Consider the following 20519-nt stretch of genomic DNA (forward strand, 5'->3'; position numbering starts at 1 on the left):
CAAGTACCAAATGATACGAACGAGACCAACCTGACACGGCACACTCCGTACCGGACTTGATTCGGAGCGGAGATGACGGACGCGAACTTTCTGCGGGAGCAACTCGCGTTGATCCGCGAACTGGCCGAGCGGGCCGATCCCCACATCAGGAAGCGACTGCTCGCCTTGGCTGAAAAATACGAGCGCCGGCTGGCGGAGCAGAGCCGGAACACGCAAGGTCGCAGCTGATCGTCCTTGATCGCCCTTGGCGCAGGCGATGACCTATTCCATGCGCGCCTTCTCCTTCAGATCGCGGATGCGCATCTCCGCCTCGTCCTTGGACTGGACGATGTCCGACCAATCCTCGACCCGCGCCTCCTTGCTCAGCCTCTTGAGCTCGCTCAGCTGCTCCTGCGTCGGCTTGTCCATGCCTCACTCCTAGGCGGTGTTGGCAACACAATGTTGAGAACCAGCGGGAGGCTCGCGTGTTCCTGGAGAGTGCCCGGGCGGATCAACAGAAACCTCGCCTGCCCTGTTGCCTGGCCGCGCCTTCCCGACCATATTGCGGCCATGACAAAGAAGCCCTTCCGCCTCACGCCCTACCAGGTGCAGTTCCTGCTCGTGGTCGGATTCGTCACCGTCGGCTGCGCGCTCTACGTGCGCTATCTCGCGATCGAGTTTTCGCAAGTAGCGCTCGCCTGCGACGCCGGGCTTCAGACCCTGGTCTGCAAGTCGCGCTCGGTCTCGACCGTGCTGTTCAAGAATTCGGTGTTCGGCATCGTGGCGCTGGTGGTTGCGACGCTGAACCTGATGCGGCCGTCGATCGTGCTGCTGACCGTCGGCCTCATCGCCGCCGGCCTCGGCATCGTGCTCTACAATGTCGTGCTGTCGGGCCTTGCGATCGGCCTGCTTATTCTTGGCTTTGCTCGGCCCGCGCCCGCCACAGCGTGAGCGCGAACAACAGATAGATCGCGCAGGTCCATAGCGACTGCCAATTGTCGCGACCTTCGTTGAACAGCACGTACACGGCGGACAGCGCCAGCACCCCCGCGAACACCGCTTCGGCGATCGGACGCTGGCCGATCTGCGGCCGGTTCAGCATCAGAAGCGCAAACGGCACCACAGCCATCGTCAGCGCGGCGTAAGGAAAATCCTTGTAGCGCGGATCGAACACGAAGCCGAGCGCGGTCGCGGAAGCGATCACCGCGGTCACCGCCAGCGTCAGGCCGAGCACCGCCGTGAGCTTCGACCATTTCCGGCCCTCGCGCGGGCCGAGCAGGTCGAGGAAGGTCGGCAGGCTGCGGCCGATCACCATCGCCTGCGCGCAGAAGATCGGCGACAGAATGCCGGCCAGCAGCAACGCGCCCCAGAGCAGCCAGCCGCCGATCCCGTAGCTCTCGTAGTACATCTTGTCGGCGCCGATCCCGAGCAGGATTCCGGCGGTCGTCGCCGAGATGCCGACGCCGAGCCAGGCCGGGAAACGCGGTGTCCACGGCCGGCGGCGCAGCGTGATCAGCGCGACAGCGAACACCAGCACGGAAAGCCCCATGCCGGCGCCCATGTACCATTTCCAGTACGGGAAATTGCTGATCGGCTGTCCTGGCGGATATTTCAGGCTCCTGCGCACCGAGTCGTAGAGGCCCCAATAGCCGCCGACGGTGCCTTCCAGCCTGCGCTTCCAGGGCTGGTCGTAGGACTCGATGAGATTGACGCGGAACTTCTGCGCCTTCGCAAGGCCGAGGATTTCCGAGACGACGCGCGCCTGATTGGTGCGCGAGGGCAGTGCGCCGTCGCGCATGCGGCCCGCGCTCGGCCAGCCGGTTTCGCCGATCAGGATCTCCTTGCCGGGAAACGCCACCGCCATGCGCTCGCGGATCTGTTCGACATGGGCGGCAGCGAACTTCGCCCTGATCGGAAAATCCTCCCAATAGGGCAGGATATGAATCGTGACGAAGTCGACGGCGTCATACACCTCGCGGTTCTTCAGCCAATATTCCCACACATCGGCATAGGTCACGGGCACGCCGACCTGGGTCTTCACCAGGCGGATGAGAGCGACGAGGTCCGCCGTCGTCATCTCACCGCGCAGCAGCACCTCGTTGCCGACGATGACGGAGGTGATGACGTCAGGGAATTGCTTGATGAGGCGAATGGCGAGCCCGGCCTGCTCGTAGTTCTTGGTGCGGTTGCTCGAGAGCCAGATGCCCTGCAGCACCTTCATCCCGCCGACCTTGGCGGCGATCGCCGGCACCTGGTCGAGCCCGTTCTCCAGCGAATAGGTGCGGACGCAGTCGGTGATCTCCTTGAGCTGGCGCAGGTCCTGTTCGATCTGGTCGGCATCGATATGGGTCCATGCGTCCAGCGGCGACTGCTCGCCGCGGAACGGCGCGTAGGAGACGCATTGAACCTTGTCGGCGGGATCGATCGGGGCGCGCGCGAGCGTGATCGGCGTGGCAAGCCACCACCACACGGCAGCGATCGCACCCAGTGAGACGAGCAGAAGCGCCAGTGGCGTACGAAGAGAAATCGGTTCCGTCCTCCGCGAAGGGCCGTCGATTACCTTCTCGCACGCCGTCTGCCAAGGGGGCACGTCCCGTGGATCCCTTGCGCCCCCAAGGAATTTACCTGCGCCGGTTCACCGGGATCTAGGATCGTGACTTTGCTGGACAAAATTCGAAATACAGGTCATGGACTCCGAAAGACTTTTCCGCCGCATTGGAGACCCATTTGGACGCCATCAGCTAGCGCGTCCGCGGGGCTCCTGACGCGGACGGCCAGCGGATACATTGGGGAATTCATGCGGCAACGGGTGTTCGAGTCACGAAATGCGGTCCTGCGGCAGTTCGCCGCCACCTTGGCCGTCTCCTGCCTGCTCGTTCTGACCGGTGCTGGCGGCGCTTCCGCCCAGAGCGGTCCGCCGGGCCCCGAACAGGGCAAGGCCGCCGCCCAGCCCGCCGACGCCGCCAAGGACGCCGCCCAGAATCAGCGCCGCACCGACGAGTTCGCAGAAGCCGCCCAGGTCATCAACGGCCCGGCCGGCAATCCCGAATGCGTCTGGCTCGGCCGGCGCGTGGTGCGGCTGATGTGGCGGGACGACCTCGATACCGCATTCCGTCATCTCGACCTCTACGACCGCTTCGGCTGTCCCGGCGGCCACATCCAGGCCGCGTTCCGCTGCCTGACCCGTTTCGGCGGCCAGATCGACCCCAAGGTGGCCGAAACTCTGGATAGCCGCGTGCACGCGTGCTGGATCAACCCGGCCGCCCAGCCGCAGCAGGCGGCGGCCGCGGCCGCTCAGCCGGCAGCGCCGGCCGCCAATGCGCAGCCGCAGCCGGCCGCGAGCCCCTCGCCTGCGGCAAGCCCGTCCCCGACGCCGGCGAAATAGCCCAAGCCAAAATCGCTCCGGTCGTTTCAGCTGCCGTTCAGGAACGACCGGCCATAGAGACGGTTGGCACTGCCGCGCGTCGTTCGAAAAGGCCATGCCCTCATAAGGACATGAGGCCATGACAGTTGTGAAACCGCGCGGCAGAGATATGCTCCCTTTGCCGCGGACTTGGTCGGATCTCGGGGTCGGATCCGCTTCCCTGCCACCTCAGCCCCTATTGGTTTAGCCGCGATGCGCGTTGTCGCCGCCGTTCTGTTGCTCGTGTCTGCGCTCCACGCAGGCAGTTGGGGAGTCCTGCGCGACAGGGAACCTGCGCCGGACTTCAAGGGCCTGGTGCCGAGCCTGTCCTATACGCCGTTCGAACCGGGCCATGTCGTCGACCTCAAGGTCGACCCCGACAAGATTCGCGCGGACTTGAAGAAGCTCTCGACCCTCACGCGAGCGATCCGGTCCTACACCGCGACGGAAGGCAGCGAGCTGGTGCCGCCGATCGCGGCCGAGTTCGGCCTCAAGGTCACGGTCGGCGCGTGGATCGACAAGGACGAGGATCGCAACGAGCGGGAGATCAAGGCCGCCATCGAGCTCGCCCGCAAGAACAGCAACGTGATCGGCATCGTGGTCGGCAACGAGGTGATCTACCGCGGCGAGATGAAGGTCGAGGACCTCATCAGCAAGATCAAGAAGGTCAAGAGCGCGGTCCGTGTTCCCGTGACGACGGGCGAGATCTGGAACATCTGGCGCGATTTTCCGGACCTCGCCTCCAGCGTCGACTTCATCGCCGCGCACGTGCTGCCCTATTGGGAAAACTTCCGTTCGGATCAGGCCGTCGACCAGGCCGTGGACCGCTACGACCTCCTGCGCAATCAGTTCCCGGGCAAGCGCATCGTGATCGCCGAGTTCGGCTGGCCGAGCGCAGGCTATAATTTGCGCAACGCAGATCCAGGTCCGTTCCAGCAGGCGCTGACCTTGCGCAACTTCGTCACCCGCGCCGAAGCGCTCGGCATGGACTACAACATCGTCGAAGCCCTCGATCGGCCCTGGAAATTCTTCGAAGGCGGCGTCGGTCCGTATTGGGGCGTCCTCAATGCCAGCGGCGAGCCGAAATTCGCCTGGACCGGCCCGGTCGAGAACCCCGACTATTGGAAGCTGATGGGTATCGCGCTGCTGGTCGGCGTGCTGCTGTCGTTACCGATCCTGCGGATCGAGAAGGCGACCGCGAGGCAAGCCTTCCTGCTGTCGGCGACCGCCAACGGCGTCGGCGCCTGGGCCGCGACCGTGTTCGCCTATTGGAACGGCCACTACTTCCTGTTCGGCTCCGCTTTCGCGCTGACGCTCGGCATGATCCTCCTTGTTCCGCTGGTCCTCATCGCGATGGCGCGCATCGACGAGATCGCCGCGGTTGCCTTCGGCCGGCCGCCGCAGCGCCTGATCGCCAAGAACAAGCCGGTCGAGAACGTGCCCGAGGATTACTGCCCCAAGGTCTCGATCCATATCCCCGCTTATTTCGAGCCCGTCGAGATGCTGAAGCAGACGCTGGATGCGCTGTCGCGGCTGAACTACCCGAACTACGAATGCGTGGTCATCATCAACAACACGCCGGATCCCGCCTTCTGGCAGCCGATCCAGGACCATTGCCGCGCGCTCGGTGAACGCTTCAAGTTCATCAACGCCGAGAAGGTGCAGGGCTTCAAAGCCGGCGCGCTGCGGATTGCGATGGACCGCACCGCGGCGGATGCCGAGATCATCGGCATCCTCGATGCCGACTATGTCGTCGAGCCCGATTGGCTGAAGGACCTCGTGCCTGCTTTTGCCGACCCGCGCGTCGGCCTCGTGCAGGCGCCGCAGGAGCACCGCGACGGCGATCTGTCGATCATGCACTACATCATGAACGGCGAATATGCCGGCTTCTTCGACATCGGCATGGTCCAGCGCAACGAGGCCAACGCCATCATCGTGCACGGCACGATGTGCCTGATCCGCCGCGCCGCGATGGACATGGCCGGCGGCTGGTCGAGCGACACGATCTGCGAGGACTCAGATCTCGGCCTTGCCATCCAAGAGCTCGGCTGGACCACCCACTACACCAACACCCGCTACGGCGCAGGCCTACTGCCGGACACCTATGAAGCCTTCAAGAAGCAGCGGCACCGCTGGGCCTATGGCGGCCTGCAGATCGTCAAGAAGCATTGGCGCCGCTTCCTGCCCGGCGCGAGCCGGCTGACGCCCGACCAGAAGCGCGAATATGGCCTCGGCTGGCTGAACTGGCTGGGCGCCGAAAGCCTCGGCGTGGTCGTGGCGCTGCTCAACCTCATCTGGGTGCCGATCGTCGCCTTCGCCGACATCGCCATTCCCGACAAGATCCTGACGCTGCCGATTATCGGCGCGTTCATCGTCTCGCTGGTGCACTTCCTGTCGATGTACCGCGCCCGCGTCGCCATCAAGCCCGGCCAGATGCTGGGCGCCATGATCGCGGCGATGAGCGTGCAATGGACGGTGTCGCGCGCGGTGGCGCAGGGCCTGATCACCGAGCACATCGCCTTCGCCCGCACCTCCAAAGGCGGCCTGTCCCGCATGTCGATCGAGTTCCAGGCGTTCTGGGAAGCCGTGATCGGCACCCTGCTCCTGGTCGGCGCCGGCGTGCTGATCGCCACCAACAGCTACAAGCAGATCACCGAGATCTACATCTTCGCCGGCGTTTTGGTGCTGCAGAGCCTGCCGTTCCTCGCCGCGGTCGCCATCGCCACCCTCGAGCTCAGCCGCATCAACTCGTTCCAGTTCTGGCGCGACAGCGCGATCCGCACCGCCGAGTTGATCGGCCTGCGCCCGGTCGCGCTGCCCCACCCGACCGGCACGCCGCAGCCGGTGCCGAGCGAGGTCCGGCGGGAGACGAACTGATCCTGCTCCACGCCGGTCTTCGGCCTCGTGCCTGGAATCACGCGGTCTCCGGCGTGGATGACCGGCCGCCAATCGAGGTGAGAATTTTGGCCTAAGCGACGGATAGCCCAGGCAAATGCCCGATCCTGCCGCGATCTTCGGCAACCACCCGCACTATTGACCTCCGCAGCCACTCCCCCTACACAGCGCGGGCCGAAGGCATGATCCGGAAACAGCCGGTTTTCCCCGCGACGCGATCTCTAGGCGAAGCGGCAAGACATGCCTCTCGAATGTCCGAACACGATGGCGATCTCTTCGAGCCATCAGCGGCCATGGGAGCGCGTAGCTCAGCCGGTAGAGCACGTGACTTTTAATCACGGGGTCCTGGGTTCGAGCCCCAGCGCGCTCACCAAGCTAATCAAGCACCTAGAGCCAAAATTCAGCCCTTCGAGTTGAGGGGATTTTTGGGGCCTGCACACAGTGTGCACACTCGCCGGGTGCAGCCATGACCGCCATCGATATTGTCGGCTGGGTTCTCTTGGCAGTGGTTATGGTGCTAACCCTAGGCTTTGCGAAGAAGCCGCCAACGTGAGCCGTGCCATTCACAGCGGGTTCATACGTGCTGAGGCACGCTGCGCCCCATGGAGATTCTCAGATGATCGTTTCCGTGCTCGCCGCAGCATTACTTATGGGCCCGCCCGTGCCGGGGCTGGTTCAGCCACCCATCCAGCAGGTGCAGTATGGTGTGCCAAGACACCCGCCTCCATGCGGCCACGGTTGGGACCTGAGCGCCCGAGACGGCATGTGTTATCCGAACGGAGCCCTCCCTCCTCAAGAACAAGCTGCGCGGCAGTACTATCATCGCGGCGGCGGAGGTTACGGTGGAGGCTACGGTAGACATCCCGTCCGATGCGGCCACGGCGCCGACGTCGATATTCGAGACGGTCGGTGCTACCCCAACGGCACGGTGCCGCCACAGTTTCAGCAGGGCCGGCAGGGATATTACGGTTATGGCGACTATTATCACCGCCCAAGGCGCCATTACTATTAAGCTATCAAAGGCCCGCCAGCGCGAACCGGCGGGCTCCTGTCACAAGCCTGTGGCATGTCCGTTGCACAGTCGAAGCCAACTGGGATTTCAGCGCTCAGTTTGAGAATGACACGCTGCCGGGACATGTATTTCGAGCCCGGCAGCGTTCGATTTCGAGACTCGTGAGACAACCGCTATGGCATGAGCAGAATCAAGCGCACGGGCACATTTCCGGAGCCTGCTGCTTCGCCTCCTCCGGATCATCGTCCTCAGCGTCGCTGTCGTCCTGCTCCATGTCGGTGAAATAGTCGCCTCGCATGCTCTTGGTTCATTGCCCGATCCAGGCTCCCGGCCCTGGGTTCGAGCCCAGCGCGCTCACCAATAAAATCAAGTAGCAAAAATCGAAATGCCGTCCGGCTCAGCAGGTGGGCAGGAACAAAGGTCACCCGTTCCAGCTTGAGTCTCGCTGGCTCGTCGGCCGAGTTGGCGGAGGCGGCGCCGACCAGCCGGCACTATGTTTTCTGCGCATGGGTCCTCATGTCGTGGACGAAGAGCGCGACTGGAGGGAGACTTGCGGGTTCTTGTAGCCGAAGACGAAGACCTGATCCGGGACGTGGTGGTCGACATCCTGGAGACTCACGGGCACGAGGTGATGGAAGCTGATAGCGGCGAGCGCGCGCTCGAGCTCTGTGCCGAAGCCACACCCGATCTCTTGTTCACCGACATCAGGTTGGCAGGCTCCCTGACGGGCTGGGATGTCGCCATCCAGTGCAGGCAATCCAATCCGCGCATGCCTGTGATCTACGCCACCGGCTACACGCACGCCGCTCCGCGTCCGGTGTCCGGCAGCATCATGCTCCAGAAGCCGTTCGGGCTTGAACGCCTCTTGGAAGCGATGCAGTCGCTCGCGGGCGATTAGCTGCAGCCAGCCGCGGTCAATGCTCCGCAGACTGACAATTGTCAGTCGTTCGACTCCACACAGGAACGAAGGGCCTTCCGCACGCTTTGGCAGGAATGCCAAATGTCTCGCCCGGGATGGTCAGGCCGCTGCGGCTCGCTCTGCTGTATGGGCACCTGATCGCGCGGGGCACGCGGCTGTATCATCCGGGCGGCTCGCAGCCGGTGTGCAGCCTGTCATTTGCCAAGCAAATGGTCGAGGCGGGTTTGCTCTGCGCAAATGGCGAGAGCTTCGAGCTGACGCAGGAAGGCCGGAGCTTCGCCGGTTGATGCGCACATCATTGGCTTCCCCACGAACTCAACAACCGCTGGCGCGTGACCACGGTCGTGAAGTCAAGCGAGGCGTTCCAAGCAGCCCGCCCGCCGGATCTGACAATCTACGGTGACAGTGCACTCAGCTGTGAACGAAAACTCGGCCAATTGCCACTTTTTCCCGAAACGATTCACATATGCGAATGAAGCTACAAAGAAGAATGCCGCTTCCTGAGAGGTGCTGGGCAAATCGGGAGCATGCTTCATTGACTGACGAGGTTCCGTCGCAAAGCCGATTTTTCATTCGCATGGGAGGCAAGGGTTGGATGGTCTACGATCGAGAACGCAGGGGCCCAGCACTGATCGGGACCGATATGGCGGCCAATCTGACCAAGGAGCGAGCTGAACAATTGCTACTTCTGCTGATGCCCTCACGCGCGGAGAGGTCGCGTGCGGCGAACGATGGTGGTCCGCCAGCGTGAACCGGTAGGCCCCAATGGTGCGGCCTCCTTTCTCGGGCGCCGCATTCGAACGTGTTCACCGGCCGCCGTTCGCGTTGCCGTCGGGGCTGGTTCTGGCCTAGACCTCGAAATTTTGATGCTGGACGGTATCTTTTGAGACACCCAGCTCGAATGTTTGAGCAGACGATATCACCCGGCGTGCCACGCTGAGTGGTGCGTCGGGCGGCCTCGGTGTGTCCGCAGCCAGCCCCGGGACGCCCGGGGCCGTTCCTTTGGATTCACGTTTGTTGATGCAGGAACGTCCCTCCAGGACGAACATGTCGTTACCGGGGCTGGCAAGTTTCATCTCGGATCTATCGTAACCCGGTAGGGCCGCTGTTCCAGAGCGGCGGCCCTTGTTCTGAAGCGTGAACCGGGGGCCGCGCCTAGCGCCTCTTTGGCCGATCGGTTTCTGCTGATCGCGATTTAGGGTTGCCACCCTTGCGAATTGTCGGGGGCGGCTTGCCCGCGTGACTATGCCTCTCTTGCATTTGCTCGGCTGCGACTACGCGCGAGCGCAGATCTTCCAATGCGGAAAGCCCAGAAGCAAGCTCATCGAAACGCTGCTTCAGAACAGCGGTGTGATCGAAAGTGCCCATGTACCCCCTCCGTCAACGAGCCGACCGAAAAGTGGGAAAATCATGCAATCGAGGAATGCAGAGGCATGGAGTCAGTTCCTTTGAAGAGTGCTGCGCCGTTGTCGCAGTTCGTGCGATGCGACTCGGCTCCTCCATCCGCGAACGCTCAGAGGCAGGCGTAACGGCCACGATCGCAAATCGCGCCTAGCGCCAATGACGGCCCCGACCGTGGGGGGCTTTTGGGGTGTGAGGCCGGGGCCGCTGGAGGTGCTTGGACCTTTGGGGAAGGCCAAAGCCACCGAAGACTAGGAAAAATCGGCAATCGCTTCTGCTCGCTTTCGCACATTGCTTGTACGTTTTGTTTGCGCAGAACGAAGCCAATTGCCAATGAAGGACTATCTGGCGCAGATCGAGAAACTTGGCAAAGATGCGGCCGAACGCGCCCTGATCCGCGACTTGGCTACCGATCCGGCCAAGCGCGAAGTGTTCGACAGGCTCGCAAGCCACCTCACGGTCCTTGCTGACCAAGTGGAAATGGCGATGGTTGAGCGGAAGGCCGGGACCGACCCGTCACGGCCTTAGAAGCACGCCGCGGATCCGGTGCCCGATCCGCGCAGACATGGCCCAGTGATTTTGTGGCTCCAGGCTTCGAAGCCGCAGTGGTGGTCGACATGCTGAGCGGAGCTGCGGAGATGCTGATGCACCGCCAATCCAGATCAGCATGGGAACGTTTCGATCGGCACTGAGTCCTACAGGCGCAATCCATCCCGTTTCCTCGTGGATCGAACGATGGAAAAAGCACTCGCCTATGCCATCTCGGCGGCCCTTGTGGGCTTCGGTCTTTTGATCTTTTTCGCCGGTCTGTCTTCCAGCTCGCCCGCCTTATGGACGATCGTCGCGCTGGTCCCGATCACGATCGGGATCGTGAGCGCCTTTGGTCCTGTGTGACTTGATGTGGAAACCAGGGCTTTAGGTCAGCCCGTCTGTATTTTTCGAATCGGCAGCCCGTGTTCGCTCTCTCGGAGCTTCCAACCGCTGGTGACCCGCGTGAGCCATTTCGTCTCGATGCTTCTGCTTGCGACGGCCCTGGTCCTGACGTTGTGCTTCGGAGTGGCGGCCTGGCGCCTCTCGGCAGACAAAGAGGCCGACATCACCGCCACGATTTCCCATCAGGAATACGGTTGGAGGCCAAGGCCCAGCAACTGAAACTTTGACAAACCCGCTGACATCGCGCCGGAAACGTGTAGGATTCCCCAAAACAGGAGGAACGGCATGTTTGAAATCAACGGTTTCGACACGGCGGGCGTCGTCAATCTCAAGCGGTCCTCACTCGCCGCGGCCCTCAAAAAGGCCAGGGAGCTGGTCGAGGACGGATGCTGGGACGTTCGGGTCGTTGATCCCACAGGCCGGGTCTATACCTCGTTCGAGGAGGAAGCGGCCTAGCCAGAACGCGTCCTCAGCTCTCCGGCGCAGCCGGCGCGGTCAGCGGAGCCCCTCCGATCGACACCGGCCCTAGAGGCCCCAGGGGCTTGGGCTCACGCACCAGCCGCTTGCGCATCGCGGCGGATAGTCCGTAGCGCGCATTCGCTCTGCGAACGGACGATGTCACGTCCGACATCATCACATTCTGCAGCGAGTCGACCTTGGCGATCAGCGTGGACAGCTGCGAGGAGATCTTCTTCACGTCGACCCGCTCGTCCGTGATGCTCTGCCGCAGCGACAGCAGCAAGAGTGAATCCTGCTGCAGCAAGGCTGCATTCTGCTGCAGCGTCTGGTTGTTCTCATGCAGCGAAGCGGTGTGCTGCTGCTGGGCCGACTGGATCTCCTTCAGGGCGGTGACGACCGGATCCGGTTTCGGTGCCGGTGCCTCCTGCCGCGGCAGCAGTTCGGCGAGGCTGGCAACATTCAATGACGGCATGCCGGAGGGCGACGTATAGATGGCCGCCGCGCCGTTGATGGCGAGGGCACACACCGCCAGCGGCAGGATCGTCTTGCGGCGGGGCGTGATTGGCGGCGTTTCAGCTTCCGGGCCTGCGGGTTCCTGCGCGCCTGCAGCGTCTGCAAGGGCGACGGCGTCGAGCTCTTCGGCGAAGCTTGGCGTTTCGAAGGACGTGGTCATTTGCACTGACCCCCATGGAGCGAGCAACAGGAAGCCGCCCCCTGGAACGCCCTCGCGACGATCCGCTTACGCAGCACCCATACACAACTGCCTAAAATTGTCGGCTTTCTGGATTAATTCCGCGTTAGCGGCGCGGCCGGCGGACGGGCCGGCGCCCCCGGCCGATTACGGATCCGGCGCAAGCTCCTCGCCGCGCATCCGGCAACAGCCATGCCAGCAACGGATTTTCCGAAGTTGGCATAATGCCACTGTTTTGCCCGACAAATCAACGGCCAAGTGACGGCGCCTCCGGCACGGACTCGGCACGATAGGCCTGATCCGGGTCGTGGACCACGCTTGCTTGGGCCACCTCGGCCGCGATGGACGCGCCGAATGCAGAACGCCTTATCGCACAAGCACATAGCTACTGTGCATGGGGTTGTTTTCGCACTTTCCGATTTACCCCTCGTCCAGCAGCTCGAACAGCTCGTGCGTCCGCTCAAACCGCGAGCGCCACATGTGCTTTGGTAGAGCGCGATGCACCGAGTCGACCTGTTCCCCCGTCGCTCACAGATTACAAACCTGGTCCTATCGGGCTCGTAACGCGTTTGGGCGACACAGTCGTTCGTCGCTCGACCCGGGCCTTGGCATCCAGCACCTTGTCTCCAGCTCGTGCGGCTCGCGGCCGACTGATCTGGTCCGAAAGGCTCGAGCCTCTCCCTGACAGACTATTTGAACCAACACTGGCGTTTCCTTGAGCCTGTGTTGCCGGTCGGAATCTGCTTTGGGAGAACGCCGAACCAGCGGCCTTTTGATCTTCATTGCTCGTGCCGCTGCCAATTGCGCCGATCGGCAGGCCATTTTGAGCGCGACCAGCCCCGGCATTTCTCGCGGCCTGAGCTGCCGCCCGCGACCTCGCAGGCGTGGCGGGCTGGACGTTCGAATTGGTCGCTTCGCTGTTGGTGCCCAGATCTCCGCCGGGCGCGATGTCCTTCGTCCCCATCCCTGGGGGTGCTGAGGGACCTGCATTGCCCGCACTCGTCCCCATTCCAGAAGGCGCCGAGCCGCCAGCGCTACCCTGCCCCGTTCCCATGCCCGCTCCGGCGGAGCCGGCATTTGCGCCGCCCGCTTGCACCAGGGCCAACAGACATGAGCCTGCGACAATCGTGGCAATCACTGGACGAATGGCATGTGACATCGGACGATCTCCTTCGCCACGCCCAAATTAACTATAATGGTGGAGCAGGGTTTCCGCTACGAATTCGCAGTTGCGAGCGCTGACGAACGCGCAAGCCCCTACCCCTCGTCCAGCAGCTCGAACAGCTCCTCCACCCGCTCGAACGGCGCATCGCGCATCTGGCTGTGATAGACGACGCGGTCGCCGTCGCGTTGCAGTGACTTGCCTCGCGACTTGCGCAGGCGTCCGGGCAGGAACGTCGCGGCCGCAGCTTCAGGCCCGACGTCGAGGCGGATGATGCCGCGTCGCTTGCATTCGATCCTGAGCTTGGCCGCGGCGAAGAAGTCGCGCGCGAGCTTTGGCAAGGGTCCGAAGCGGCGGGAGGTTTCCTCCTCGAGGTCGTCGAGATCGTCCTCGTCGTTGCATCGTGCGGCGCGGGCATAGAGCTCGAGCCGCACCGGCTCGGACTGCACATAACTCTCGGGCAGCATGTCCCCGACCGGCAGGTTGAGGTCGGGCACCCACAGCTGCTCGTCGCTCTTCTCCGAGGCCATTTTCAGCAGGTGGCTGTAGAGCACCGGCCCGAACACCTGGACGTGGCCGGATTGCTGCTCCGAGAACAAATCGCCCGCGCCTCGCAGATCCAGGTCGCGCTCGCTGATGGCAAAGCCCGCGCCCGGCCGGCTGAACTCCTCGAGCACGGCGAGGCGCTTCTCGGATTGTCCGGACTCCGTCTCGGTCAAGAGATGCGCGAAGGCGCGGATGCCGCCGCGGCCGACGCGTCCGCGCAGCTGGTGCAGCTGGGCGAGGCCGAACTTTTCCGGCCAGCACACCACGATGGTGTTGGCGCGTGGAATGTCGAGGCCGCTCTCGACGATGTTGGTCGCGAGCAGGACGTCGGCATGGCCTTCGACGAAGCTCATCATGCGGTCGTCGATCTCGTCGGCCGCCAACCTGCCGTGCAGGCAGACGATGCGCAGGTCCGGCGCCACGGCCCGCACCCGCGCCAGCATGGGATCGAGATCCTGGATGCGCGGGCAGATCAGGAAGCTTTGGCCGTGGCGGCGCTGCTCGCGCAGCAGCGCCGAGGCGATCGCCGCATCCGACAGCGGCGCGATCCGGGTCGCGACCGGAAGCCGGTGCACCGGGGGCGAGGCGATCACGCTGAGATCACGGAAGCCGGCAAGGCCGGCGGCCAGCGTACGCGGGATCGGCGTCGCGCTCATCATCAGCACATGGACGTTCTTGGCGAGCCCTGCGAGCTTTGCCTTTTCCGCCGCGCCAAAATGCTGCTCCTCGTCGACGATGACGAGGCCGAGATCGTCGAACCTGACGTCCTTGCCGGTGAGCGCCTGCGTGCCGATCACGACCTTGATCCGGCCGCTGCGCAGGCCCTCCTTGGTCTCCCGCAGCGCCGCGCCCGAAGTGGCGCGCGAGAGGTTGCCGACCTCGATGCCGAACGGGGCAAATCGCTTCTGGAACGTCGCGACGTGCTGGCGGGCCAGCACCGTCGTCGGCACCGCGACCGCCACCTGCTTGCCTGACAGCACCACCGCGGCTGCGGCGCGCAGCGCGACCTCGGTCTTGCCGAAGCCGACATCGCCGCAGATCACCCGATCCATCGGATGGCCGGATGCGAGATCATCCAGCACGTCCCGGATCGCCTGGGCCTGGTCGATCGTCGTGAAGTAAGGAAAACGCGCGACGAACTTCTCGTAGGCCGATCCCGGCGGCACCAGCTTTTCGCCGCGCCGCCGCCGGCGCTGGCTGATGTGCTTGGCGAGCGCCTTGCCGGCGATCTGGATCTCGCGCTCGGCCTCGCTGCGGCGCGCCCACCACGTGCTGCCGTCCGCCTTATCGAGCGAAAGCCTGCCGAGCTCGGCGGCGTAAGGCCACATCAAGGCGAGATCGGGCGGCGGCACCAGCACCGCATTGTCGCCGGCGAACTTCAGGCGGATCATCTCGCGCATCGCGCCCCCGCCGGTGTTGACGGTCTGCAGGCCGTCGAGCACGGCAAGGCCGCGCTGGAGATGAACGACCACCGTGCCCTGCTCCGGCGCATCGGCATGGTCGAAGGCCGCGCTCCAGGCGCGCGCCATCGGCTGCGGATGATGCGCGCGGCTGCCGAGCACGTCGGACGCCGTCACCACGGCCAGAGGCTTCTTCGCCGGCACGACGAAACCGGCATCGAGATCGGCGAGCAGCGCTGCCTCGCCGCCCCGCCCGCGCGCGGCCTCCTCCCAGTCTTCGCAGCGCTCCGCCTTGACGCCGCTCATCCGCTCCATCACGCGCAGATCGTCCTCGTGCGCGGCAACGAGGATCAGCCGCGACCCGGCCCGGCGCGTCTCCTCGACGAAGCCACGCAACGCCTTCCGGGAGGATGTCAGCTTCGAAAATTCCGGGATGGCCTGGAACGGTGCCGTCCGCGGCAGCACCTTGATGCCCTTGGAGAGCCGCTTCCAATCGCTGCGCCCGAGATATTCGCGCTCCCGCTCGCTGCGGGGCGCGGCCTCCTCGATCGTATCGAGCCATCCGTCGGCATGCGACGGCACGCCGGCATCGGCGATCCATCTGGCGCCCGCGCAATAATCGAACAGGCTGGCGCGCTTGCCGCCTTTGCCGGCAAGGCCGAGCCGCTCCGACATGGGATCGACGAGCAGCTCCCTGGTCTCGAAGATGATCCTATGCTCATGCGGGTCGAAGGCCACGATCCGTTTGATCGTGTGCTGCGAATGCTCGATCCGGAACGGCCCCAGCGCGCCCGCCGGGAATATCTCGAAGGTCTGGCCGTGGAACAGCGCCCCGCCCGGATAATCCGGCTCATCGTCAAGATCGTAACCGAGGGATTGCAGGCGGGACTCCAGCTCCTGCTCGGAGAACGGGCCGCCCACCTTCAAGCTCAGGCTCAGGCGCGACAGGCTGGCCGGCGGCGGCATCCGCTCCATCACCGCTTCGGCCGTCGATACCAGAAACACCGGCTTCTTGGACTTCGCAAGGCGCCTCAGCACGGAGGCTCTGCGCCCCGCGAGCTCGTGCGAGGGCTCCAGTTGATCGAACGGCAAGGTATTCAAGCGCGGAAACACCAGCACCTCGCAGGCGGGGTCGAGCGCGTGAATGACGCTGCCGAGCCGCTCCGCCCTGTTCTCGCTCTCGGCGAGAAACACGATGCCGCTGCGTCCGGACTGCTTCCATTGTCCAAGCAGATGAAGGGCCATCATGCCGAGAGGCGACGAAGACGAGATCGTGGCGCGCTGCGATCCTTTGCTCTTCTTCGGCGGCTTCTTGGCCACCCTTGCCTTCGTGGAAAGCCTCACTTGGACCCGTTTCTGCTCTTGAACCGCCGCAAACTGAATGCGAGCCGCCTTGCCCCTCGAATCGGCAGCTCGGCGCCATGCATATGGGATTTGCCCTGCGAACGCACCCCTCCTCGATAACGTTCGAGGCGGCGGCGCGATCCTTTCGATCTGCTCTTGGCTGTGAGAATGGAGGCACGAAAAAGCCCCAGCGCTTGGAGCCACGCTGGGGCGTTTCGTTCGAAATGAATCGGTTAAGCAATGACGTCTTCATAGCAGCGGTTTCGCCGCGCGCTTGTGAACTGGTTCACACGTCTTGTTGGCTCGGCGATATCTGGCGGCATCGGGCCAGGCCGGCATTCAAGCTTTCTTCAGACATTTCGGATCAGCTGACGATCCATTTCAAAGTGATTGTCATCCGCGCATGAGTTCGGTCCAGGTTCAGTGCACGCGGTGCAAGAACGTGTTTCGCGATCGCGCCGGCCGGTTGCAGGACGGCTATTCCAGGCAATGTCCGAGCTGCGAAGTCGTGCTGTTCTTCGCCGAGGACTCGCAGCATCCTTTCATCAAGCGGGCGATGCGCAGTGCGCGCCAGGTCCGCAAGGAGATGCGGGAGCTCCAGGCCGCGAAGCTCGCCGCACCCGAGCCGGAGGTGGCGCAATCGAGGAGGTTTGCTGGCAGGACGCGATCGGCGGCGCGGGAGGACTAGCGGCTCAGCTTCGCCGCCGCTTGCGCGGAAACAGGCGGTCGCGGATGTAGCGCGAGGTCGCCGTCAGGCGGATGCCGCGGGGCTTGTGCCAGGCGGCGCGGTCGATCTCCTTCTTGTCGCCGATCGCCAGCCTGCCCTTGGCGGACTTGGCGATGAAGATCGCGTCGCTCATCTTGCGGCCGGAGCGCTTGTTCCTCGCCTTCACTTCCTTCCAGAGGCTGATCCTGCCGAGCTTCAGCTTGGGCAATTCCTCCTTGATCTCCCGCCGCAGGCAGTCCTTCTCCGACTCGCGCGCACGCTTGCGGCCGCCCGGAAACATCCACAGGCCGTCCGACCGGCGTCTGACCAACAATACCTTGCCGCGCCTGGCGGCAACCAGCTTGGAAGACTTTGCCATTGCTGCCGTTGTCGAAAACAGAATCGACCCAATGGTAACTTGTCTAGTCAAACAGACAAGTTAGCGACGCGCCTTGATCACAAGCCACGAGCTAACCGGCATGGGCGGCTGACACCGCGCTGGCGGGCGCGAGATCACCCCTTCCCCGTCTCCGCCCGGTCCTCGGTCCTGATCCAGGCCATCATCATTTCCCAGGCCACCGACAGGATGATCGGTCCGATGAACAGTCCGACGATGCCGTGGGCCAGCGTACCGCCGATCACGCCGACGAAGATCACGATGGTCGGGGTGGTCAGGCCACGGCCCATGACCAGCGGCTTCAGCATGGTGTCGATGAAGCCGACCAGGACGAAGAACACGGTGAGCAGCAGCGCGGTGGTGACGTCCTTAGCGGTCCAGATCCAGATGATCACTGGCAGCAGCACCAGGAAAGCACCGATCTGCACGATCGAGAGCAGCAGCACGATGAAGGCAAGAAGGCCCGCGCTCGGCACCGAGGCGAGCTTGAAGCCGATTCCGGCGAGCAGCGCCTGGACGATCGCCACGCCAATGACGCCCTGCGCCACGGCGCGGATGGTCGCACCGGCGAGCGAGAGGAAATGCTCGCTTTGCTCCGGCACGATGCGAAACAGGAAGTTGCGGCCGGCCGCGACCAGGCGCGGCCCATGCGGAAACAGGAAGCCGGCCACGAACACGGAGACGAGAAACTGGAGCGTGCCAAGGCCGGCGTCGCCCGCGAGCGAGAGCAGCGGGCCGGCCAGCGGCTGAAGATACGGCGCCACCTCGCGCACCGCCGTCCGAACGTTGTTGTAGGCCTGATCCCAGAGCTCGTAGAGCCAGGGGCCGACCAGCGGCCAGGACTTAAGCTGCTCCGGAGCCGATTGGAGCACGAGGTCGCCGGTGCCGAGCTGGTGCGCCAGCTCACGCACGCCGTCCACCGCGCTGATGCCGAGCCAGGTCGCCGGGCCGATGACGATACCCAGCGTGATCAGGGTCAGGATTATTGCTGCGGTTTTGGGTCGGCCGCCCAGGATCTTGGCGACCCAGCTGAATGCCGGATAGAACGCGACCGCCAGCACGCCGCTCCAGGCCAGGATTGGCACGAATGGGCGGATGATCAGGAAGGTCCAGATGATCAGCAGGGCGAGCAGGCCGAGGCGGATCACGAGCTGGATGACGTCCTCGCCCGTCAGCAACTGACGGAGGCTTTTCACGGGCACAGCTTTCCTTGCGGCATGAACGCAACTTCCGCGCTTGCGGGCTCAGCCGTTATTGCCAGCAACGTATCTGGCGTCAAGACGACCGGCTGCCGGATACCACATCGCCCGCCCCCAACCCGGCTTGGCTAACGCGGGTTAACCGGATTTCCCCGCGCCGGTTTACGCCCCTGCAAATGCTGGTGACTACCTTTCTTCGTAGTCACCGAAACGCATTCTGGGTCATGGCCAACAGCATCTGGACGATCGAAGAATTCACCTGCACCGGTTGCGGCATGAACTACACCGCGACCAGAGAGGAGCACAGCGAGGCTCACAGCGGCAACTTCAAATGCGGCATCTGCAGCGGCATCGTGCATGCCTGGTCCGGCAAGCACCACTTCTTCGGCTGGCAGGCCGTGAAGACGAGGCCACCGGTGTTCGGGCGGCGCTGGGCCGGCGTCGAATGGTAAGCCGCCTGCGGTGACGCCGGATCCGCCGAATTGCGCCGGCGCCGTTTGCACTCCGTTCACCGATCGCGGCTAGATCAGGACGGATCCTCCGCTTCGAACGCCATGGCCGACCTCAACGCCGTCCTGACCAGGCTCAACGACCGTCTGCTTCGCCTCGAGGGCGAGCTGTTCGTGCTGCGCTCGCTGGCGCGCGCGACATTGACCGCGGGCGACGACCATGCCGCGCGCATGCGCAAGCTGGTCGAGGCCGCAAAAGTCGCGCTCGACGACGAGGCCAAGCGCTCTCTCGACAAGCCGACCCGAAAATATGTCGATGCCGCAACCGCACTGGTGGAGGAGCTGCTGGTCGAACCCACCCCGGCGCGGCCGCTGTTCACGGTGATCGACGGCGGCCGGCGCGACTGAGCGCCCGCCTCAGCACGGCGATGACTACCGCCCATACATGCCCGGCGCACGTGCCCCGTGCGGGTAGCACTGTCCCTGCGAGTAATTGTAATCATAGCCGTCCGGACAGAGCCCGCCGCGTCGTGCGTAATATTGAGGGCGGCCGTAAGCGCCGGGCGCGTGCGCACGATTCGGGTAGCACTCGCCTGTCGAGTAATTATAGTCGTAACCGTGCGGGCACAGGCCACCACGGCGCCCATACCCCGAGCCGTGGCCCCCGGTGTAGACACCCGGCGCGTGACGGTCGTTGGGATAGCAGCGGCCGTTCGAGTGGTTGTAATCGTAGCCGTGTGGACATTGCCCGCCCGGACCGCCCCTGAACTGAACCTGCTCCACCATGGGCGCTGTCGGCGCCGCAGGCACGGTTGCAAACGCAAGCAGGCCGGCCAGCGCAAGTTCGATCATGACGATTCCTTCAAAACACGGGGACAAGCCTATCAGGATTCGCGTCCCACGAAACGACATGGCAATTGACGCATGGCTGGCCTGAACCCCGCATGAACCGGGCTCGGACTGCGACAATGCGTCAACGCCAGGCATCGCGCACGATGCCGACGTCTAGATCGTGGACTTATCCGACTTGAGCCGGCTGAGCCCCGCCTCGATGATCGCGATCTCCTCGTCGATCTGACCGATCGGCAGGCTGAAATCATAGCCGGACCGGCTCTTCAGATCGACCGCGAGCCGCTGCCTGTGCATCATCAGCTCGTCCAGTCCACGGCGGTTCTTCAGACGCACATAGGCGTCGACGATCTGCTCGATCGCGTTCGGCATGAGATCTGTCCCGGCGAAAAGGCCCGGCGGCGCGCCCACGCCGGCGGACGATTTCGGTGTCGCGGTACGCAATACAAATCCGCGACGGATTCGTCGATACGCCAAGCTGGTTGAGATCGTGTTACCGTTCGATGATTTCGTCAGTCGTGGGCATGAAAGGCCGCCGGCGGCCAAAAGCCGGGGTCGAAAACGGATGCGGGTTTGAAATGTCACCAGCCCCGGTTGGCGCACCCTTATCAGCCAATCCGAGGCATCTCTGTTAAGAACGAAACACAGGAACCCGCTACAGGCTCTCGTCGACGACGCAGGGCCCCAGGCAACGGTAGGCGTCCGAGATCGGCGCCACCTGATGGCGCAACGCCGGTCGGGACCGCCGGGAAGGCCCGCCAGCTTGGGCCGAAGT

Annotated in this window: 20 protein-coding genes and 1 tRNA gene; 13 read left to right on the forward strand and 8 right to left on the reverse strand. The window is 64.0% G+C overall.

Annotated features, from left to right (window positions below; genetic code table 11):
* The first annotated feature begins 72 nt into the window (after nucleotides 1-72).
* Nucleotides 73-228, forward strand: a complete 156-nt coding sequence (locus I6F12_RS16615) for a hypothetical protein (protein WP_225156856.1) — start codon at nucleotides 73-75, stop codon at nucleotides 226-228.
* A 33-nt stretch (nucleotides 229-261) separates the two neighbouring features.
* Here I6F12_RS16615 and I6F12_RS16620 read toward each other — a convergent pair whose 3' ends face one another.
* Complete coding sequence (locus tag I6F12_RS16620; RefSeq protein ID WP_156447140.1) at nucleotides 262-408, reverse strand: hypothetical protein; 147 nt, start codon at nucleotides 406-408, stop codon at nucleotides 262-264.
* 141 nt (nucleotides 409-549) lie between these two features.
* On the opposite strand from I6F12_RS16620, the gene I6F12_RS16625 reads away from it, so the two are divergent.
* Nucleotides 550-930 carry a hypothetical protein gene (locus tag I6F12_RS16625; protein ID WP_036012544.1) on the forward strand — a complete coding sequence of 127 codons (381 nt, stop codon included), beginning with the start codon at nucleotides 550-552 and terminating at the stop codon, nucleotides 928-930.
* On the opposite strand, the gene I6F12_RS16630 is transcribed toward I6F12_RS16625, so the two are convergent.
* Entirely contained in the window at nucleotides 890-2449 is a 1560-nt protein-coding gene (locus I6F12_RS16630; RefSeq protein WP_225139965.1) for a beta-(1-6) glucans synthase, read from the reverse strand. The genes I6F12_RS16625 and I6F12_RS16630 overlap by 41 nt on opposite strands.
* Before the next feature lie 327 nt (nucleotides 2450-2776).
* On the opposite strand from I6F12_RS16630, the gene I6F12_RS16635 reads away from it, so the two are divergent.
* The 8 genes from I6F12_RS16635 to I6F12_RS16670 all read left to right on the forward strand — a co-directional run bounded on the left by I6F12_RS16635 (nucleotide 2777) and on the right by I6F12_RS16670 (nucleotide 10998).
* Nucleotides 2777-3364, forward strand: a complete 588-nt coding sequence (locus I6F12_RS16635; RefSeq protein ID WP_036012549.1) for a hypothetical protein — start codon at nucleotides 2777-2779, stop codon at nucleotides 3362-3364.
* Between the two features lie 231 nt (nucleotides 3365-3595).
* Complete coding sequence (locus I6F12_RS16640; protein WP_225133659.1) at nucleotides 3596-6259, forward strand: glycosyltransferase; 2664 nt, start codon at nucleotides 3596-3598, stop codon at nucleotides 6257-6259.
* Between the two features lie 315 nt (nucleotides 6260-6574).
* Nucleotides 6575-6650, forward strand: a tRNA-Lys gene (locus I6F12_RS16645).
* A gap of 1189 nt (nucleotides 6651-7839) precedes the next feature.
* The gene (locus tag I6F12_RS16650) at nucleotides 7840-8187 is read left to right on the forward strand and encodes a response regulator (protein WP_036012559.1); all 348 of its coding nucleotides are present in this window, start codon (nucleotides 7840-7842) and stop codon (nucleotides 8185-8187) included.
* 116 nt (nucleotides 8188-8303) lie between these two features.
* Nucleotides 8304-8495 (forward strand): hypothetical protein, encoded by a 192-nt coding sequence (locus I6F12_RS16655; RefSeq protein WP_225112455.1) that lies wholly within the window; start codon nucleotides 8304-8306, stop codon nucleotides 8493-8495.
* A 1447-nt stretch (nucleotides 8496-9942) separates the two neighbouring features.
* Nucleotides 9943-10137, forward strand: coding sequence for a hypothetical protein (locus I6F12_RS16660; RefSeq protein WP_225112456.1), 195 nt, complete (start codon nucleotides 9943-9945; stop codon nucleotides 10135-10137).
* A 207-nt stretch (nucleotides 10138-10344) separates the two neighbouring features.
* Nucleotides 10345-10503 carry a hypothetical protein gene (locus tag I6F12_RS16665; protein ID WP_164936882.1) on the forward strand — a complete coding sequence of 53 codons (159 nt, stop codon included), beginning with the start codon at nucleotides 10345-10347 and terminating at the stop codon, nucleotides 10501-10503.
* A 324-nt stretch (nucleotides 10504-10827) separates the two neighbouring features.
* Entirely contained in the window at nucleotides 10828-10998 is a 171-nt protein-coding gene (locus tag I6F12_RS16670) for a hypothetical protein (RefSeq protein WP_225156857.1), read from the forward strand.
* 13 nt (nucleotides 10999-11011) lie between these two features.
* Here I6F12_RS16670 and I6F12_RS16675 read toward each other — a convergent pair whose 3' ends face one another.
* Both I6F12_RS16675 and I6F12_RS16680 read right to left on the reverse strand, forming a co-directional pair.
* A complete protein-coding gene (locus I6F12_RS16675) occupies nucleotides 11012-11674 on the reverse strand; it encodes a hypothetical protein (RefSeq protein ID WP_225156858.1) in 663 nt (220 codons plus the stop codon).
* Between the two features lie 1275 nt (nucleotides 11675-12949).
* Entirely contained in the window at nucleotides 12950-16048 is a 3099-nt protein-coding gene (locus I6F12_RS16680) for a DEAD/DEAH box helicase (RefSeq protein ID WP_225157007.1), read from the reverse strand.
* Between the two features lie 499 nt (nucleotides 16049-16547).
* On the opposite strand from I6F12_RS16680, the gene I6F12_RS16685 reads away from it, so the two are divergent.
* The gene (locus tag I6F12_RS16685; protein WP_036012567.1) at nucleotides 16548-16832 is read left to right on the forward strand and encodes a hypothetical protein; all 285 of its coding nucleotides are present in this window, start codon (nucleotides 16548-16550) and stop codon (nucleotides 16830-16832) included.
* A gap of 4 nt (nucleotides 16833-16836) precedes the next feature.
* Here the strand turns inward: I6F12_RS16685 and I6F12_RS16690 are convergent, their stop codons facing one another.
* Both I6F12_RS16690 and I6F12_RS16695 read right to left on the reverse strand, forming a co-directional pair.
* Complete coding sequence (locus I6F12_RS16690) at nucleotides 16837-17229, reverse strand: NUDIX hydrolase (protein WP_157286040.1); 393 nt, start codon at nucleotides 17227-17229, stop codon at nucleotides 16837-16839.
* 134 nt (nucleotides 17230-17363) lie between these two features.
* Entirely contained in the window at nucleotides 17364-18449 is a 1086-nt protein-coding gene (locus I6F12_RS16695; RefSeq protein ID WP_036012571.1) for an AI-2E family transporter, read from the reverse strand.
* Nucleotides 18450-18670: 221 nt separating this feature from the next.
* On the opposite strand from I6F12_RS16695, the gene I6F12_RS16700 reads away from it, so the two are divergent.
* Both I6F12_RS16700 and I6F12_RS16705 read left to right on the forward strand, forming a co-directional pair.
* Nucleotides 18671-18898, forward strand: coding sequence for a hypothetical protein (locus tag I6F12_RS16700; protein WP_036012574.1), 228 nt, complete (start codon nucleotides 18671-18673; stop codon nucleotides 18896-18898).
* A 102-nt stretch (nucleotides 18899-19000) separates the two neighbouring features.
* A complete protein-coding gene (locus I6F12_RS16705; protein ID WP_036012577.1) occupies nucleotides 19001-19303 on the forward strand; it encodes a hypothetical protein in 303 nt (100 codons plus the stop codon).
* 24 nt (nucleotides 19304-19327) lie between these two features.
* Here the strand turns inward: I6F12_RS16705 and I6F12_RS16710 are convergent, their stop codons facing one another.
* Together I6F12_RS16710 and I6F12_RS16715 are read right to left on the reverse strand one after the other, a co-directional pair.
* Nucleotides 19328-19774, reverse strand: a complete 447-nt coding sequence (locus tag I6F12_RS16710; RefSeq protein ID WP_225156859.1) for a hypothetical protein — start codon at nucleotides 19772-19774, stop codon at nucleotides 19328-19330.
* A 126-nt stretch (nucleotides 19775-19900) separates the two neighbouring features.
* On the reverse strand, nucleotides 19901-20116 hold the full coding sequence (locus I6F12_RS16715) for a hypothetical protein (protein ID WP_036012594.1): 216 nt from the start codon (nucleotides 20114-20116) through the stop codon (nucleotides 19901-19903).
* Between the last annotated feature and the right edge of the window lie 403 nt (nucleotides 20117-20519).

Origin of the sequence: Bradyrhizobium sp. IC4059, assembly GCF_020193615.1 — a bacterium.
Taxonomy (GTDB): Bacteria; Pseudomonadota; Alphaproteobacteria; order Rhizobiales; family Xanthobacteraceae; genus Bradyrhizobium; species Bradyrhizobium yuanmingense.

Coding starts and splice junctions, on each gene's coding strand:
- I6F12_RS16660 (WP_225112456.1), top strand. CDS start 9,943: ATGAAGGACTATCTGGCGCAGATCGAGAAACTTGGCAAAGATGCGGCC.
- I6F12_RS16665 (WP_164936882.1), top strand. CDS start 10,345: ATGGAAAAAGCACTCGCCTATGCCATCTCGGCGGCCCTTGTGGGCTTC.
- I6F12_RS16620 (WP_156447140.1), bottom strand. CDS start 408: ATGGACAAGCCGACGCAGGAGCAGCTGAGCGAGCTCAAGAGGCTGAGC.
- I6F12_RS16715 (WP_036012594.1), bottom strand. CDS start 20,116: ATGCCGAACGCGATCGAGCAGATCGTCGACGCCTATGTGCGTCTGAAG.
- I6F12_RS16705 (WP_036012577.1), top strand. CDS start 19,001: ATGGCCGACCTCAACGCCGTCCTGACCAGGCTCAACGACCGTCTGCTT.
- I6F12_RS16670 (WP_225156857.1), top strand. CDS start 10,828: ATGTTTGAAATCAACGGTTTCGACACGGCGGGCGTCGTCAATCTCAAG.
- I6F12_RS16615 (WP_225156856.1), top strand. CDS start 73: ATGACGGACGCGAACTTTCTGCGGGAGCAACTCGCGTTGATCCGCGAA.
- I6F12_RS16675 (WP_225156858.1), bottom strand. CDS start 11,674: ATGACCACGTCCTTCGAAACGCCAAGCTTCGCCGAAGAGCTCGACGCC.
- I6F12_RS16655 (WP_225112455.1), top strand. CDS start 8,304: ATGGTCAGGCCGCTGCGGCTCGCTCTGCTGTATGGGCACCTGATCGCG.
- I6F12_RS16685 (WP_036012567.1), top strand. CDS start 16,548: ATGAGTTCGGTCCAGGTTCAGTGCACGCGGTGCAAGAACGTGTTTCGC.
- I6F12_RS16690 (WP_157286040.1), bottom strand. CDS start 17,229: ATGGCAAAGTCTTCCAAGCTGGTTGCCGCCAGGCGCGGCAAGGTATTG.
- I6F12_RS16635 (WP_036012549.1), top strand. CDS start 2,777: ATGCGGCAACGGGTGTTCGAGTCACGAAATGCGGTCCTGCGGCAGTTC.
- I6F12_RS16700 (WP_036012574.1), top strand. CDS start 18,671: ATGGCCAACAGCATCTGGACGATCGAAGAATTCACCTGCACCGGTTGC.
- I6F12_RS16640 (WP_225133659.1), top strand. CDS start 3,596: ATGCGCGTTGTCGCCGCCGTTCTGTTGCTCGTGTCTGCGCTCCACGCA.
- I6F12_RS16680 (WP_225157007.1), bottom strand. CDS start 16,048: ATGATGGCCCTTCATCTGCTTGGACAATGGAAGCAGTCCGGACGCAGC.
- I6F12_RS16625 (WP_036012544.1), top strand. CDS start 550: ATGACAAAGAAGCCCTTCCGCCTCACGCCCTACCAGGTGCAGTTCCTG.